17 protein-coding genes are annotated in these 14,627 nt (G+C 68.1%); 12 read left to right on the plus strand and 5 right to left on the minus strand.

What is annotated here, in order from left to right; genetic code table 11:
* Positions 1 to 136: 136 nt before the first annotated feature.
* Together tatC and NBT82_RS14215 are read left to right on the plus strand one after the other, a co-directional pair.
* Positions 137 to 1,555, plus strand: coding sequence for a twin-arginine translocase subunit TatC (gene tatC / locus NBT82_RS14210; protein ID WP_251328767.1), 1,419 nt, complete (start codon positions 137 to 139; stop codon positions 1,553 to 1,555).
* A gap of 96 nt (positions 1,556 to 1,651) precedes the next feature.
* The gene (locus NBT82_RS14215) at positions 1,652 to 2,281 is read left to right on the plus strand and encodes a histidine phosphatase family protein (protein ID WP_251328768.1); all 630 of its coding nucleotides are present in this window, start codon (positions 1,652 to 1,654) and stop codon (positions 2,279 to 2,281) included.
* 109 nt (positions 2,282 to 2,390) lie between these two features.
* On the opposite strand, the gene larE is transcribed toward NBT82_RS14215, so the two are convergent.
* Together larE and tnpA are read right to left on the minus strand one after the other, a co-directional pair.
* Positions 2,391 to 3,269: an ATP-dependent sacrificial sulfur transferase LarE gene (larE, locus tag NBT82_RS14220; protein WP_251328769.1), complete on the minus strand. Its 879-nt coding sequence runs from the start codon at positions 3,267 to 3,269 to the stop codon at positions 2,391 to 2,393.
* Positions 3,270 to 3,371: 102 nt separating this feature from the next.
* Positions 3,372 to 3,770, minus strand: coding sequence for an IS200/IS605 family transposase (tnpA, locus tag NBT82_RS14225; protein WP_251328770.1), 399 nt, complete (start codon positions 3,768 to 3,770; stop codon positions 3,372 to 3,374).
* 53 nt (positions 3,771 to 3,823) lie between these two features.
* Between tnpA and NBT82_RS14230 the strand changes: the two genes are divergently transcribed.
* The 6 genes from NBT82_RS14230 (at position 3,824) to NBT82_RS14255 (ending at position 10,322) form a co-directional block, all read left to right on the plus strand.
* Positions 3,824 to 3,979 (plus strand): DUF2080 family transposase-associated protein, encoded by a 156-nt coding sequence (locus tag NBT82_RS14230; protein ID WP_007540613.1) that lies wholly within the window; start codon positions 3,824 to 3,826, stop codon positions 3,977 to 3,979.
* Positions 3,976 to 5,253 carry a transposase gene (locus tag NBT82_RS14235; protein WP_251328771.1) on the plus strand — a complete coding sequence of 426 codons (1,278 nt, stop codon included), beginning with the start codon at positions 3,976 to 3,978 and terminating at the stop codon, positions 5,251 to 5,253. Before NBT82_RS14230 ends, NBT82_RS14235 begins: the two co-directional genes overlap by 4 nt.
* Positions 5,254 to 5,397: 144 nt before the next feature.
* On the plus strand, positions 5,398 to 5,652 hold the full coding sequence (locus NBT82_RS14240; protein WP_251328772.1) for a hypothetical protein: 255 nt from the start codon (positions 5,398 to 5,400) through the stop codon (positions 5,650 to 5,652).
* Between the two features lie 49 nt (positions 5,653 to 5,701).
* A complete protein-coding gene (locus NBT82_RS14245; RefSeq protein ID WP_251328773.1) occupies positions 5,702 to 7,687 on the plus strand; it encodes a helix-hairpin-helix domain-containing protein in 1,986 nt (661 codons plus the stop codon).
* Positions 7,688 to 7,779: 92 nt separating this feature from the next.
* A complete protein-coding gene (locus NBT82_RS14250; RefSeq protein WP_251328774.1) occupies positions 7,780 to 8,904 on the plus strand; it encodes an ORC1-type DNA replication protein in 1,125 nt (374 codons plus the stop codon).
* A gap of 47 nt (positions 8,905 to 8,951) precedes the next feature.
* The gene (locus tag NBT82_RS14255; protein ID WP_251328775.1) at positions 8,952 to 10,322 is read left to right on the plus strand and encodes a PQQ-binding-like beta-propeller repeat protein; all 1,371 of its coding nucleotides are present in this window, start codon (positions 8,952 to 8,954) and stop codon (positions 10,320 to 10,322) included.
* Here NBT82_RS14255 and NBT82_RS14260 read toward each other — a convergent pair.
* The 3 genes from NBT82_RS14260 to NBT82_RS14270 are packed head-to-tail and all read right to left on the minus strand — an operon-like array spanning position 10,319 to position 11,986.
* Positions 10,319 to 11,032: an SDR family NAD(P)-dependent oxidoreductase gene (locus NBT82_RS14260; protein WP_251328776.1), complete on the minus strand. Its 714-nt coding sequence runs from the start codon at positions 11,030 to 11,032 to the stop codon at positions 10,319 to 10,321. The genes NBT82_RS14255 and NBT82_RS14260 overlap by 4 nt on opposite strands.
* A 44-nt stretch (positions 11,033 to 11,076) precedes the next feature.
* On the minus strand, positions 11,077 to 11,574 hold the full coding sequence (locus NBT82_RS14265; protein WP_251328777.1) for a DUF7965 family protein: 498 nt from the start codon (positions 11,572 to 11,574) through the stop codon (positions 11,077 to 11,079).
* On the minus strand, positions 11,567 to 11,986 hold the full coding sequence (locus tag NBT82_RS14270) for a hypothetical protein (RefSeq protein ID WP_251328778.1): 420 nt from the start codon (positions 11,984 to 11,986) through the stop codon (positions 11,567 to 11,569). The genes NBT82_RS14265 and NBT82_RS14270 overlap by 8 nt, the downstream gene beginning before the upstream one ends.
* 85 nt (positions 11,987 to 12,071) lie before the next feature.
* Between NBT82_RS14270 and NBT82_RS14275 the strand changes: the two genes are divergently transcribed.
* The 4 genes from NBT82_RS14275 to NBT82_RS14290 all read left to right on the plus strand — a co-directional run bounded on the left by NBT82_RS14275 (position 12,072) and on the right by NBT82_RS14290 (position 14,596).
* A complete protein-coding gene (locus tag NBT82_RS14275; RefSeq protein ID WP_251328779.1) occupies positions 12,072 to 13,067 on the plus strand; it encodes a hypothetical protein in 996 nt (331 codons plus the stop codon).
* A gap of 39 nt (positions 13,068 to 13,106) precedes the next feature.
* Positions 13,107 to 13,451: a hypothetical protein gene (locus NBT82_RS14280; protein WP_251328780.1), complete on the plus strand. Its 345-nt coding sequence runs from the start codon at positions 13,107 to 13,109 to the stop codon at positions 13,449 to 13,451.
* A gap of 151 nt (positions 13,452 to 13,602) precedes the next feature.
* Entirely contained in the window at positions 13,603 to 13,794 is a 192-nt protein-coding gene (locus NBT82_RS14285) for a hypothetical protein (protein WP_251328781.1), read from the plus strand.
* Positions 13,795 to 13,891: 97 nt separating this feature from the next.
* The gene (locus tag NBT82_RS14290; RefSeq protein WP_251328782.1) at positions 13,892 to 14,596 is read left to right on the plus strand and encodes a type 1 glutamine amidotransferase; all 705 of its coding nucleotides are present in this window, start codon (positions 13,892 to 13,894) and stop codon (positions 14,594 to 14,596) included.
* The last annotated feature ends 31 nt before the right edge of the window (positions 14,597 to 14,627 follow it).

Consider the following 14,627-nt stretch of genomic DNA (forward strand, 5'->3'; position numbering starts at 1 on the left):
GTCATCAATCTTTTCTCTCCCGGCCGGTACGGCGTGGCCGACGGCGCAGTGTCGGCGACTCGAGTCGATCGGGACGACGGACGCTGCTCGACCGATGGAAAAAGGCCTATAACAGCCGGGAGGATAGTTCGGGTGAATGGCTGAGGAATCGGAGTCGGATCCGCCGTCCGGTGGAGCGGCTGACGGCGATTCGGCGGAGCCGACGGACCCGGACGCCACCGAGTCCGACGGCCGCGATTCCGACGACTCGACGCCCGACCCCGACGACTCGACGCTCGATCCCGAGACGGACACCGTCTACTCCCCCGAGGACGCCCCCGAGGCTGGCGGCTCCATCGACGACTTCCTCGACGACGAGTCGGTCGCCGCCGACGAGACGGCGCCGGAGGGTGCGACGGGGTCGACCGATCCCTACGACATCGACGAACGCCGGAGCGTCTCCGACGCTATCGGTGCTCCCGCCGACGACGAGGACCTCGCGGAGGATCCGGAACTCGAACTCGCGTCCGAAGTGACCGGCGACACGACGAGCAACGAGGAGCCTCCGGCTGACGCGGAATCCGGGGGGGACGACAGCCCGTCCGACCGGTCGACCGCCGCCGCCGCACACGCGGACGACGGGATCCCCGACGACGCGCCGGTCAACCGGGGCGAGACGGCGTCGACCGCTGACGGCCCGGCCGCCGAGGCGGACACCGGGGCCGGCACCTGGGACGAATCGGGGTTGGTGACCCCGGACGCGCCGGGCGACGATCATCCCCCGCAACCGGCGCCCGGCCCAGCGGGTGAGGGTGGCGATCCGGACGACGGCATCCTCGGCGAGGGGCCGGCCTCGGACGAGGAGATGCCGCTCGCGGCCCACATCGAGGAGATGATCCGCCGGCTGGCGGTCGTGCTCGTCGTCGGCGGCGTTGTCGGCCTCGCGGTCTTCCCGATTGCCGATCAGGTCATCAACTACCTCTGGAACGCCCACATCCCGGGGGCGGCGACGGATCCGGACCTGCGCCCGCGCCTCTACGGCCCGCTCGAACTCCTGGTCACCGAACTCAAGGTGGCCGCCCTCGCGGGGTTCGTCGTGGGCCTCCCCATCGCCGTCTACGAGACGTATCTGTTCATGCGTCCCGGGCTCTTTCCCCGCGAACGCCGCTATTACCTCGCCGCCGTCCCGACCAGCCTCGTCCTGGCGCTGATCGGCGTCGGCTTCGCCCACTTCGTCGTCCTCCCGGCCATCTTCGCGTACTTCACCGTCTACACCGAGGAGTCGGTCGAACTCATCGCGTTCGGCCTCAAGGAGACGTTCGGGCTCATCCTCGTGCTCATGGGCTACATGGCCATCGTCTTCCAGATCCCGCTGTTCATCATGCTCGCGATCATGATGAACCTCACCACCCGGGAGTGGATGGAGGGGCGCCGCCTGCTGTTCTGGGGTGGCTTCCTCGGGCTCTCCTTTCTCGTCAGTCCGGATCCGACCGGCATGGCGCCGATCATCGTCGCCGCGACGATGATCTCGCTGTTCGAAGGGACGCTGGCCTTGCTCCGCTGGACGGGGAACTGACTCCTCCCGTGTGAACCGTACTCGAACGAACCGTTCGGATGGCGTCCATCCACGTCCCAAGGAACGCTCTTGTAGTGGACGGGCGTAGCAGACCTCATGACGACGGTTCTGCTCGCGCGACACGGCGAGACGGCGTGGAATCGCGACGGCCGACTTCAGGGCTGGGCACCGACGCCGCTGACCGACCGTGGCCACGAACAGTCGCGGGCGCTCGCGGCCGCCGTCGCGGCCGACTACGACGTGGACCGGGTGCTCGCGTCCGACCTCCGGCGGGCCAGACAGACCGTCTCCTACCTAGCCGACAGCGTCGGCCGCGAGCCGACCTACGAGTCGGCGTGGCGCGAACGCGACTTCGGCCGGTATCAGGGCCTCCCCCGCGAGGCGGTGTTCGAGGACCACGACAGACTGTCGCTCGTCCGCGCGGGCCACGAGGCGGTCGACGCCCGGCCGGAGAGCGGCGAGAGCCTCCGCGACGTGCGCGAACGCGTCCTCGCCGGCTGGGAGCGGGTCCTCGCCGAGAGCGGCGCCGACGAGACGGTGGCCATCGTCGCCCACGGCGGCCCACTTCGCCTCCTCCTCGGTGCCGTCGAGGACCGCGACGTCGTCTCCGCCGTGGTCGAGGGCGAACAGCACAACTGCGGGCTGAACGAACTGCGCGTCGACCGCGGCCGGGCCCGTCTCGTCGCCGAGAACCGGACGGAGTTCCTCGACGGCGTCTCGGCGTAGCTCCACACCCTTCGCCGAGCGAAGCACGTCGGGCGGTGATCGAGCGTGGCGGGATCCGTGAGCGTCCGCGACGCCGTCCACGGGATCGGGGCGGCGTGCGACCGTGTGGTCAGTCCTCGCCGACCGGATACTCCTGTTCGAACACGTCCGCGACGACCGGGTCGTCCGCGTCCGCCGTTTCGTCTTCCGGGCTCACGCTCCCGGTCCGGTAGCCGTGCAGGTCGAGCGTAACGTGATCGAAGCCGACGTCCGTGAGATGCTCGCGGGCGGCCCGGACGAACTCTCGGTCGAGCGCGGCGTCGAGTTCGTCGGGGGCGACCTCGATGCGCGCGAGGCCGTCGTGATCGCGGACGCGGAACTGGGAGAACCCCCACGTTCGGAGCAGCGTCTCGGCCTTCTCGACTCTGGTGAGTCGCTCCTCGGTCACCTCAAGTCCGGTCGGGATGCGCGAGGAGAGACACGCCATCGAGGGTTTGTCCGCGACGGAGAGGTCGTATCGCTCGGCGGCCGCCCGAACCTCGTCTTTGGTCAGATCGTGTGCCAGCAGCGGCGAGAACACGTCGAGTTCCTCGACGGCGCGGAGGCCGGGACGGTGTCCCTCGCCGGGGTCCGAGGCGTTCGTCCCGTCACAGACGGTGCCGACACCCAGGTTCCGGGCCACCTCGTACATCTTCCCCAAGCGCATCGTCCGGCAGTGGTAACACCGGTCGTCGCCGTTCGCGACGAAGTCGGGGTCGTCGAGTTCGGAGAACGTCACCGTCTCGTGGCGGATCCCGATCTCCTCGGCGACGCGGATCGCGTCGTCGAGTTCGTCCGCGGGGAGCGTCTCGCTTCTGGCCGTACAGGCCACGGCGTCGTCCCCGAGGACGTCGTGAGCGAGCGCGGCGACGACCGCCGAGTCGACGCCGCCGGAGAACGCGACGACGACCCCGTCGCGCTCGGCGAGGGCCGTGCGGGCGGCATCGAGCTTCGCGTCGAGACTGGTCATCGTCACCTCGTTCCGTGCCGACGGGCAAAAGCCCGTTGTCTACAGGCAGAGCAGGCCGAGTGCCTCGGGGATTGACCCCGAGGGTGAAGGCCGTACGCTCCGCTAAACGTGTTCCGTTCGCTCGATATCCTGCTCAATCGTGTCGGTCGAAACATCGCCTGCCGTCCCCACGTAGTACGATTCCTCCCAAAACCCACCACTCCACAGGTACTCCTCCAAGAACAGTTTGTACTGTTCCCACATCTCCCGTGCCGTGATGCTTTTGACTGTCCGTACAATCTCACTTGGCGCGTGCTTCGGATGGGCAGACAGGAACAGGTGTACGTGGTCAGGTGACATGTGGAGCGACAGTATCTCGTAGTCGTAATCGTCACACACGTCGCGGAAACTCGCTTCCAACGAATCCTCTATTGGTTCAAGAATCGCGTGGCGATACTTCGGACACCACACGAAATGGTAGTTGACGTTGTACACCGGGTGATTCGACCGCTTCTCACCCATATAGAACCCACTCCACCAACACAGTTAAGTATATCCAAAGGATATACGAAGGTATGGCGAATCGTTTTGAAATCGACGGCGAGGAAGTTCTCGACGGTGAGGTCAAACCGTTCGGGAATAGCGCCCACGTCACCGTTCCCAAGCGCTGGCGTGGGGCCGACGTGAAAGTCGTCCGAACCTCAGAACCTACCGAACAAGACGAAGAATGACCGACTCACAGGCTCTCGTCAAGACGCTAGACTTCCAACTCGATATTCAGAGTGACAACGAGAGTCTGTTGTACGACGCCACACTCGAAGCCCGTCGGGTGTACAACGAAACCGTCAGGCTCGCCAAAGAAGGCGTGGACTGGGACGCAATTCCCGGCCGCGTGGCCGACGACGCCGACCTCGTGAAAAACACGACCCAACGAGTCGTTGCGAAAGCACTCGGCGCGATGAAGAACTACTTCGAGTACGACGACTTCGGACTCCCGAGTCACACCAAGGACGGCGCGTACCTGATTCGTGCGAACCACGAGGAAGGGTACAATCTGTCGATCAACAACGACGGCGACGTGGCGTTCCGCATCAGCGCGAAACCCTACAAGCACGTCAAAGGCGTCCTCAAAGGGGGTGACGCCCACCTCGACATTCTCAAGACCGCGCTTACGAGCGACGAGTGGAAGATTGGGACGGCAGAAGCCCTGTTCCACAACGAGAACCCCGAGTTGCACGTCAACGTCACCAACACCGAACAGACCGTTCGAGACAAGCAGGACTCACGGACGGTCATCGGCGTGGACGTGAACGAGGATAACGTATCACTCACCGCGCTCTCCGAGGATGGCGTCGAGAACACGCTGGTCATCGACTTCCCCGAAATCAAGTTCGAGCGCCACCGCTACTTCACGATGCGGAAGCGCGTCCAGAACGCGGGGAAGGACAGCATACACGACACGCTCGAAGGGCGTGAGGAACGGTTCGTCCGTGACCGACTCCACAAGGTGAGTCGTCACATCGTGGAATGGAGTCGTCAGTTTGAGAGGCCGTGCATCGTCTTTGAAGACCTCAAAGAGATGCGCGACAGTATCGACTACGGCACGCGGATGAATCGACGCTTGCACCACCTCCCGTTCCGCGCCCTCCAGTTCTATACGTCGTACAAGGCGGCGTTCGAGGGTATCCCCACTGCGTGGATTGACCCTGCGTACACGAGCCAACGGTGTCCGATGTGTGGGCATACGGAGCATGCGAATCGAAACAAGAAGCGGTTCAAGTGCAAGTCCTGCGAGCATCAAGACCACAGCGACCGAGGTGCAAGCGTCAACATTGCCGTCAAAGGCATCAAGAAGCATCAGGATTGGAATGTGCCAGCTCTCAACAGCCTTCCCGTTGTTCGGAAGGTGCGACGGCAGGCATCGGGGGCCGTGGACGCCCCGACCGTGACCCACCCGACCGTTCGAGGCCACCCAGCCGATGGTCGGATGGGAGTGTCCGACTAATCCACGGGAAGTCTCGGGGTCGTACGGAAGACGAAGTCTTCCGTGATGACGAGACGCTCTGCGTCTCGAACCACTTGACCCCGAGGCGGTTCACGGAGAAAGATTCATTCCCCCATCCCGTCAATCGAACGGCAGACCGGGAGCATGCCAGCAAAAACGGGAGCATCCCACGCGCTGTCGGCGTTCGTCAGCCTGATCGTCGGTACCGTCCTCTCGAAGTACGTCTGGACGTACACGCCGCCACTCGCGGAGGCGGGCGCCGTCGCCGGTCGCCACCTTTCGGGCCTGATCGGGACGCCGATCGCCCCCGAAACGACCGGCGGTCTCGTCGTCGTCCTCCTCCTGTCGTTCGTCTGGGGTGTCATCTATCACCTCGCCCGGCACGACGCCGAGAACTGATCGCCCCGACCCGCAACGTTTTGCCGGATGGGGCGATACCCCTTCCCGCATGGAGCTTACGGCCATCCCGGGCGTCGGGGAGAAGACGGCCGCCGCGCTCGCCGACCTCGACGACCCCGAACGGGCGCTCCGGGAGGGCGACGTGGCCGCACTCGCCGAGGCGCCGGGGGTCTCCCCCGGCCGTGCCGCGGCCATCGCCCGCGCGGCCGTCCGGCACGAACACGGCGCCGACGGCGACTTTCTGGCGACCGATCGCGCCCGCGACGTCTACGAGGATATCCTCGACTTGCTGGAGGAGCGCACGGTCACCGACTACGCCGCCCGCCGGATGGCGACGTTCGTGCCCACGGGTGCGGCCTCCCGGATCGAGGAGGTTCGGGCGCTCGTCGATCGGGCGACGAGTCGCGAGACCGACCCCGCGACCATCGATGCGCTGACCGACGTGTCGCCGCTCGTCGACCCGCCACCGACGCGGGTGCGCGACCGCTGTCTCGCCACCGCGGACGCGGAGCGGTACGCCGAGGCCGACGAGGCGATCCCCGAACTCTCCGTCGAGGTGGTCGACGACGCCCGCGACCTCGCGGAACTCGCACGGTCGTACGCGACGGTGATCGTCCTCGACGAGGCCTTCGCCGGCGTCGACGTGACCGGTGACGTTCGCGTCCGGCCCGACGCCCTCGATCACCCCAGCGAGGTGGTGCCCGAGCGTCTCCTCTCCTTTTTTGCGGCGAACCGCGATACTCTCCTCGCGGCGGCGCGGGTCCACGAGACGGCGGGAATGGACCCGCCCTGCGACCCCGACACACTCCGCGATGCGCTCTCACGACTGGACGACGACGGCACGCCAGTCGGCGACGACGAACTCGATCGACTCGCGACGGCCGTCGACGACCTCGACGCCGCCGTCGGCACCGCCGAGTCCGTCGCCAACGACCACCTCCGGACGGCCATCCGCGACCGCGACGTCACCATCGAGGGGACGGACTTCCTCTCGCTGGTCGAACAGGGAGCCCGCGTCGACGCCCTGCTCTCCCGGGAACTCGCCGACGAATTCGACCGCGCGGTCGAGAAGGCCCGGACCCACCTCGTCGACGGCCTCGACCTGTCCGACGTGGCTGACCTCGCCGAGCGGGTCTTCGGCGGTGAACCCACCTTCCCGCTGGAACACGACGAGGAGGCGGTCTCGCGGCTCCGGACCGAACTGACCGCGGCCCGTGACCGCCGTGCGGCACGGCTCAAGGCCGACCTGGCCGACGACCTCGGCGCCCTCCGTGAGGCCGCCGAGACGCTCGTCCGCGCGGCGCTGGAGCGCGACGTGGAACTCGCCGTCGCCCGCTTCGCCGACGACTTCGACTGCACCCTCCCGACCGTCTCCGACGACGTGACCGGTGTCGCCGTCGAGGGGGGCCGGTCGCCGCTGCTCGACGTGGCCTTCGAGGACGTCGAGTCCGTCGACTACGCCGTCTCCGGCGTGACGCTACTCTCGGGGGTCAACTCCGGCGGGAAGACCTCGACGCTCGACCTGCTCGCGCTCGTGACGATCCTCGCACACATGGGCCTGCCGGTGCCTGCCGAGTCGGCACGCGTCGAGCGCGTCTCCGAACTCCACTACTACGCCAAGAGCCAGGGGACGCTGGACGCCGGCGCGTTCGAGGCGACGCTCCGGGACTTCGCCGACCTCGCGACCGGGACGGACTCGCGGCTCGTCCTCGTGGACGAACTGGAGAGCATCACGGAACCCGGAGCCAGCGCGAAGATCATCGCCGGTATCCTCGAGTCACTCGACGGCGGTGGCGTGACGGCCGTCTTCGTCTCGCATCTCGCGGGCGAGATCCGCGACGCCGCCGCGGTCGACGTGGCCGTCGACGGCATCGAGGCGGTCGGCCTCGTCGACGGTGAACTTCGGGTGAATCGCTCGCCCGTGACCGACCACCTCGCGCGGTCGACGCCCGAACTCATCGTCGAGAAGCTAGCGACCGACTCGACCGAGGACGACGACGTCGCGTTCTACGCGCGGCTGCTGGAGAAGTTCTGAACTGCGCGGCAGACGCACGTCAGACGGCCGCAGGACGTCGTCTAACGGTCTCGCGACAACTGTTAAGTGGCCCGGCGAGCGAGGTGAAAGTGATGACAGACGACCCCGACGAGGGGATGCTGTCGTGGGACGAGTCGGTCTTCCGGGACGAACACGTCTTCGAGATCGACTACGTACCCGAGACGTTCGACCACCGGGAGACGCAACTGGAGAACCTGAAATACGCGTTGCGGCCCGCGGTGCGTGGCTCCCGCCCGCTCAACACGATGGTTCGCGGGCCGCCCGGTACCGGCAAGACCACCGCCGTCCTGAAGCTATTCGGCGAGTTGTCGGGTCAGCCGGGCGTGCGAACCGTCCGGGTGAACTGCCAACTCGACTCGACGCGCTACGCCGTCTTCTCGCGGGTGTTCGAACACGTCTTCGACTACGAACCGCCGTCCTCGGGTATCTCGTTCAAGAAACTGTTCGGACAGATCACCGATCATCTCGTCGACGACGACGAGGTGCTGGTGGTCGCGCTGGACGACGTGAACTACCTGTTCTACGAGAACGAGGCCTCCGATACCCTCTACTCCCTGCTGCGTGCCCACGAGGGATCGGCCGGCGCACGCATCGGCGTCATCGTCGTCTCCTCGGATCTGGGCCTGGACATCATGGAGGAACTCGACGGTCGCGTCCAGAGCGTCTTCCGGCCCGAAGAAGTGTATTTCCCCGTCTACGACGCCGACGAGATCGTCGACATCCTCGGCGAACGGGTCGACCGCGGGTTCCACGACGGCGTGATCGGCACACGGGAACTCGATCGGGTCGCCGAACTCACGGCCGAGAGCGGCGACCTCCGAGTCGGGATCGACCTGTTGCGCCGGGCGGGACTGAACGCCGAGATGCGTGCGAGCAGGACGATCAGCGTCGACGACGTGGCGGAGGCCTACGACAAGTCGAAATACGTCCACCTCTCGCGGTGTCTCCGCGAACTCACGGAGTCGGAGCGGGCGCTGGTCGAGACCATCGCCGAACACGACGGCCAGCAGGCCGGCACGGTGTACGAGGCCTTCCACGAGGCGACGGACCTGGGCTACACCCGCTACTCGGAGATCATCAACAAACTCGACCAGTTGGGTGTCATCGAGGCGGACTACGCCGAGGTCGACGGCCGGGGGCGATCCCGGTCGCTCACCCTCTCCTACGACACCGAAGCGGTGCTCGACCGCCTCTGAGCGCGCCGGAACACCTTTATTCGCCGACTCCTGCGTGCGAGGCGAGGATGGAACGTGACACGTTCACACGCCGCAAGTGTCTGGCCGCTATCGCGGGGGGCCTGACCGCCGGTTGTGGCGGCCGGGCGGCCGAGGAGTCGTCGACGCCCACGTCGCCGACTGCGACGGCCACGGCCCGGCCGATACAGACGGGAGCGGCCGACCCGACAGCAGAGGCGGCGGCGACGCTCGGGGCGGCGTTCGATCGGGGGGTGGGACGTTGTGCGCTAGAGGCCAGCCCCACGCCCGACGGCACATGGCCGATGATCAACCGCGATCCCGCCGGGACGAACGCCTCGCCCGCGTCCAACGGCCCCACCGAGTTCCCACTCAACGAGCGCTGGACCATGTCGGCGCTCGAAGCGCAGGTCACGTTCCCCGTCGCCGACGACGGCTTCGTCTATCTGGTCGCCGCCGACCCCGATTCCGACCCGAGCGTGCCGATGTCGGCCGTCCTGTGTCACGACCCGCGCCGCAACGGCGAGATCCAGTGGCGTCGTCGGGTCGACGCCATGCCCGTCGGCCCACCGGTCGCCGACGGGGAGACGGTGTACGTCGCCTTCGGTTCCCCCGAAGACGCGCGCGTCCAGGCCATCGACCGGACCGACGGCTCGCTCCGGAACGTCTACGACCTCCCCGGGCGGTTCGTCGGCGAGTTGGCGACCGCCGGGACGAGCCTAGTGATGCCGACCGAGGACGCCTACCGCGTCGTCGACGCCCGCACGGGTGCACACTGCTGGTCGTTCGCCCCGAACGACCTCCGCGGGAGCGAGCCACGGAACCGAAAGATCCGCGACGCCGCCGTCGGCGACGGCGCCGCGTTCGTCGGGACGGGCTATCCCGACAGCCAGCCGACGACCGGGGTCGGCCACCTGTACGCGGTCGATCCCTCGGTTCCTGGCATGCGGTGGCACGTGCCGATGGACGGGCCAGTCGGGCGGATCGCGGTGACGGACGACGCCGTGATCGTCACGACCGACGACTCCGTGGCCGGGTTCGATCTCCGGAGCGGCGAGAAGCGGTGGACCGACAGCGTCGAGCGGTCCGTCCGTCCGGCCACGCTCGCGGTTGCCGACGGCGTCGCCGTCTACGGGACGCGGCGGACACTCCACGGTCTCGACGTGGCGACGGGCACCGAGCGCTGGGCAGTCCCCTTCGGCGTCCGGGGCGACGTGATCTTCGTCGGCGACGTGCTCTACGCCGTCGGACGACGCGACCCGACGAGCCGACGCATCCTGCTCGTCGCCGTCGACGTGGCGTCGGGGACGCCGCGCTGGCAACAGGAGCTTTACGACCCCATCGTCGACGTCATGGCCGCCAACGGCTACCTCTACGCCGTCACGACCGACGGCCGCCTGTTCGCGTTCAGCAGCGTCTAGACGAACTCGATGGCGCCGCTCGGCCCGTTCGTGAGGTGGACCTCGAACGGCATCGTAGCCCGATCGCTCTCGACGAGGTCCCAGTACGTCGCCGCGATGGCGGCTGGATCGAGCGACGTCGGCGGATCGCTCGCCGACGTGTTCGGCGGCCGGATCGTCCCGTCGAGGACGACGTGGGCGACGTGCACCCCGTCGGGACCGAGTTCGCGGGCAAGCGACTGGGCGAGTCCCCGGACGCCGAACTTGGCCGCCGAGAACCCGACGGCGCCCCCCTTGCCCCGGACGGCCGTGGTCGCGCCGGTGAAGATCATCGTCCCGCCCGCGTCCGTCACGTCGGTGGCGGCCGCCCGGGCACAGCAGAAGGCCCCGCGCGGCCCGGCCGCCAGCGCCTCGTCGAACTCGTCGAGCGAGATGTCGGTCAGGCCCTTCCAGGCCGCTCCGCTGGCGTTGTAGACGAGGACGTCCGGCGCCCCGAACCGCTCGCGGACGGTTTCGAACGCCGCGTCGACCGCCGAGGCGTCGGTGAGATCGATCGGGATCGCCAGTCCCGCACCCTCGCCGTCCCCCTCGTCGAGGTCCGCGGCCAACTCCCGGAGAAACGAGTCGGTACGGGCGAGGAGGGCGACGCGACACCCTTCACTCGCGAAGCGTCGCGCGACGGCAGCACCGAGTCCCGGGCCGACGCCCGCGACCACTGCGGTGTGTGTCATACCTCGCCGAGGGACGGCGCAGACAAAACGGTTCGGCCGGGCGGTCACCCCGCCCTCGCCTCGACCGGACCCTCGACGCCCGCCAGCCGTCGGCCCGCGGCCAGGATCAGCAGATCGAGGGCAGCGGCGCCCGCTCCGATCACCGCCCCGGAAAGCGCCGCGACGGGCGTCCCGACCAGCGCGAACGCTGCCACGAGAAGGAGTTCGCGGACCGCCACTCCGATGACCACCAGCAGGACGACGAGGAAGGCGACGCCGGTGACGGCGCCCCACGTCGCGCCGGGAACGGCCGTCCCGCGGAGCGTCCGGCAGTCGGCGGCGGCCAGCCACCGGCGGTTCGTCCGCCACGTCACCAGCCAGAGCGCCGCGTACAGCGAGAGACCGGTCACGGTGTGGATCCCCTGCAGGAGCGAGTCGAGGGCGCCGATGGCATGGAGCACCAGGACGGGACCGGCGGTTAGCGTCGCGGCGTGAAACGCGGATAGCGACCAGGCGAGTAGGGGGTCGACCGACTCGCCTTCCGTGGCCACCGACTCAGCCATGCGCCAGCACCTCCGCGAGACCGACGACGGCGACGAGGGCGGCGGCCGTGAGCGCGTAGCCACGGACGAGGGGCGCGGTGACGGGGCCGTCCCGCGTACCGGCGGCCCACACCGCCGCCGTGCGGACCGCCGATCCGACGAGGACGGCGAGGACGAGGACGAGTTTCACGCCGAGGATCGCTCCCCACGACCCCTGGGGGATGGCGGGTGCGAGCGCACCGAGGTTGCCGATTCCGGTCATCACGAGGACGGAGAGCGCACCCCAGAACGCGGCCTCGGTAACCCGTGCGACGGCGAGGGTGGTCGACGCGTCGGCCGTCCGGCTCACCCACCACGCGAGGGCGGTGCCGCCGAGGGCGACGGCCATCGCCAGGAGGTGGAGCCAGCGGACCAGGAGGTGATGGAGGGCCATACCCCCCACCGACGGCCGTCGGGTACGTATACGTTCGGCCGGGACGGGGGACGAGTATAAGTCACACGGAGCCCAACGCCGGGCGATGCACCGGCGTGCGTATCTCCGTGGCTCGCTCGCGGCGCTCTCGGCCGCGACGAGCGCCCTCGCCGGGTGCTCGGAGTCGGCGACGACGTCGGAGGGGACGGCCACCACGACACCGACGGCACCCCCCGCCACGACCCGATCCGTGACCCACTCGGCGACCCCCGCCGCGACCCCCGCCGCGACTCCCGCGCCGACCGACCGGTCACTCGCCCCCTACCGCTCGTGGCTGGTCGCGCCCACGCCCGTCACGCCGCACGTCTACGAGTTCACTCACCTCTCGCTGTCGGCGGTGCGAGCCGACGCCAGCGAGGGGTTCGCGGCGTCGTTGGATGAGTACTGGCGCCAGCGGACGACGACGTACTTCGGGTTCGAAGTGCCGGTGGCAGCCATCGACGTTGTGCTCACGGTGAACCACTCGCGGGTCGCCAACGAGTCCTACCGGGTCGTCGGGGGCTCGTTCGACCCCGCGGCGCTCCGTCCCGCCCTCGCCGACGCCGGCTTCACGGCCGCCGGCTCCGTCGCCGACCTGCAGCGCTTCATCCGGACCGCCGAGGGACAGGTCCGCGTCGTCGGGCTCCATCCCGACGTGTTCGTGAGCATCGGCGCCGACGCGTCGGCGACGGATCCACTGGCGACGGCCATCGAGCAACGCGCGGGCGGCGACGTGCGCACCGACGAGGACGCGGGACTCGCGGCCCTCGTCGAACACTTCGGCACGGCCGACTACGTGACTGGACGCGAACTCGAACCCGCGGACGAGGACTACCCCCTGAGCGAGGCCGTCGCCACGGGACGGCGACTCGACGTGGAGGAGTCGACCTCGCGGGCCGAGCGCACGTACGTCCTGCCGCCGGACGCGACCATCGACCGCACGGCCGTCGAGGAGGAGATCCGGACGCGTCACGTCGGCCAGCCCATCGAGGCGTTCCGCCGCGAGGGGCGGTTCGTCACCGTCGCCGGCGAGGTGGAGAACTCGCTGGTCCGGCTGTTGTGAGGCCAGAAGGCCCTTATCGCCCGGGCCGCAACGCGAGGTATGCCTTCCAGACGGACGGTCGTGAGCGGGTTGAGCGTCGCTCTGGCGACCGGACTGGCCGGGTGTGGCGCCCTCGCCTCGCCCGACCCGACCGTCGTCGAGACGGAGATAGACGGCGGCATCGACGCCCTGTTCGGCGAGACCGACGTGTTCGTCGTCGTCCGGAACGACGGCGCCGCCGGCGACGTCGAGGTGACTCTCGAACTCCTCGACGGCGAGGGGACCGTCCTCCTCGACGAGAGCAAGACCGAGTCCTTCGAGGCCGACGAGCGAAAGCGCGTCACCTTCTCCGTCGACGTACCCGAGGGGACCGAAGAGGCGTCGGCGACGGCGCGGGCGGCGTAATCGGCGAATCAGCCATCCGTCGATTCAGATGCCGCTGGAGACACTATTCAGGTAGACACATCGAATACTTTGATCGATTCGTCCAGATATTTGAGAAATCTATGCACTATCCAGCCATGGCTTTTTGTATCGAGCGCCGTATCGTGTGATCATGGATGGTATTGACTATCGCAGGAACGTCGAGGCGGCGATCCGGGATGGGCTGGCGTCGGATGCAGCCCGTACCTACCTCGTCCGTATGGGGTTCGACGTCGGTACCTACGAGCCACTGACTGGGGCGTTCGACGACGGCGCGCTCACGCCCGAGGACGCCCGCCAAGGGAGGCCGATCCATGCGGACTGATCGCTCCGGGCGGGCGGCGGACGACGGCCGTCGTGGGCACCGGCAAACAGTGACGAAGTCACACACGTTTTGTACGCGGATCCCGTCCGAGAAACCGATGAAGCGGCCACGGATCGCCCTGTTGAACGCGGCTCACGAAGCGACCGAGACCGGGCGGAACTTCCACCGGGAACTCGACGCGGACCTCGATGAGTTCCACTGTCCCGCCGGCGATTTTCCCGCCGGCTTCCACTACGACGGCTTCGTCGTCACCGGCTCCCGGGCGTCGGTCTACTGGGACCGGGAGTGGATCGGCCGGCTCAAAACCTGGACCAGCGGCGCAATCGAGGCCGGTATGCCCGGTCTCGGCGTCTGTTATGGCCACCAACTCCTCGCGGACGTCATGGGTGGCCGGGTCGTCGGCATGGACGAGTACGAGATCGGCTACCGCACCGTCGAACAGGTGGCTCGGAACCGACTGCTCGACGGCGTCGACGAGACGTTCACCGTCTTCACCAGTCACTCCGATCGTGTCGCCGAGGCGCCGCCGGGGGCGACGGTGTTCGCGGCGAACGACTACGGCATCCACGGATTCCGCAAGGGAGACGTGTTCGCCGTCCAGTTCCACCCCGAGTACGACATGGCGATGGCGCGGTCGGTGACGAAAGGCAAGGACGGCCAACTGTCGGCGGCGCGCATCCAAGAGGTGCTCGACGGGATCAACGAAGAGAACTATCGCGCTGCCGCCGGATGCAAGCGACTGTTCGACAACTTCCTCGATTTCGTATCCGAGGTGCAGGCCGACCGGGTCGCCGCGGAGTGACGGTAGTGGGCGGATGTTGTGACTCGCCGTT

Origin of the sequence: Haloplanus sp. HW8-1 (genome assembly GCF_023703795.1) — an archaeon.
Lineage (GTDB): Archaea > Halobacteriota > Halobacteria > Halobacteriales > Haloferacaceae > Haloplanus > Haloplanus pelagicus.

What these genes read in the sequence shown, in the direction of transcription:
- NBT82_RS14240 (WP_251328772.1), top strand. Translation starts at nt 5,398, where the DNA reads ATGCCAGCAAAAACGGGAGCATCCCACGCGCTGTCGGCGTTCGTCAGC.
- NBT82_RS14250 (WP_251328774.1), top strand. Translation starts at nt 7,780, where the DNA reads ATGACAGACGACCCCGACGAGGGGATGCTGTCGTGGGACGAGTCGGTC.
- NBT82_RS14215 (WP_251328768.1), top strand. Translation starts at nt 1,652, where the DNA reads ATGACGACGGTTCTGCTCGCGCGACACGGCGAGACGGCGTGGAATCGC.
- tnpA (WP_251328770.1), bottom strand. Translation starts at nt 3,770, where the DNA reads ATGGGTGAGAAGCGGTCGAATCACCCGGTGTACAACGTCAACTACCAT.
- NBT82_RS14280 (WP_251328780.1), top strand. Translation starts at nt 13,107, where the DNA reads ATGCCTTCCAGACGGACGGTCGTGAGCGGGTTGAGCGTCGCTCTGGCG.
- NBT82_RS14290 (WP_251328782.1), top strand. Translation starts at nt 13,892, where the DNA reads ATGAAGCGGCCACGGATCGCCCTGTTGAACGCGGCTCACGAAGCGACC.
- NBT82_RS14245 (WP_251328773.1), top strand. Translation starts at nt 5,702, where the DNA reads ATGGAGCTTACGGCCATCCCGGGCGTCGGGGAGAAGACGGCCGCCGCG.
- NBT82_RS14275 (WP_251328779.1), top strand. Translation starts at nt 12,072, where the DNA reads ATGCACCGGCGTGCGTATCTCCGTGGCTCGCTCGCGGCGCTCTCGGCC.
- tatC (WP_251328767.1), top strand. Translation starts at nt 137, where the DNA reads ATGGCTGAGGAATCGGAGTCGGATCCGCCGTCCGGTGGAGCGGCTGAC.
- NBT82_RS14235 (WP_251328771.1), top strand. Translation starts at nt 3,976, where the DNA reads ATGACCGACTCACAGGCTCTCGTCAAGACGCTAGACTTCCAACTCGAT.
- NBT82_RS14265 (WP_251328777.1), bottom strand. Translation starts at nt 11,574, where the DNA reads ATGGCTGAGTCGGTGGCCACGGAAGGCGAGTCGGTCGACCCCCTACTC.
- larE (WP_251328769.1), bottom strand. Translation starts at nt 3,269, where the DNA reads ATGACCAGTCTCGACGCGAAGCTCGATGCCGCCCGCACGGCCCTCGCC.
- NBT82_RS14270 (WP_251328778.1), bottom strand. Translation starts at nt 11,986, where the DNA reads ATGGCCCTCCATCACCTCCTGGTCCGCTGGCTCCACCTCCTGGCGATG.
- NBT82_RS14260 (WP_251328776.1), bottom strand. Translation starts at nt 11,032, where the DNA reads ATGACACACACCGCAGTGGTCGCGGGCGTCGGCCCGGGACTCGGTGCT.
- NBT82_RS14285 (WP_251328781.1), top strand. Translation starts at nt 13,603, where the DNA reads ATGGATGGTATTGACTATCGCAGGAACGTCGAGGCGGCGATCCGGGAT.
- NBT82_RS14255 (WP_251328775.1), top strand. Translation starts at nt 8,952, where the DNA reads ATGGAACGTGACACGTTCACACGCCGCAAGTGTCTGGCCGCTATCGCG.
- NBT82_RS14230 (WP_007540613.1), top strand. Translation starts at nt 3,824, where the DNA reads ATGGCGAATCGTTTTGAAATCGACGGCGAGGAAGTTCTCGACGGTGAG.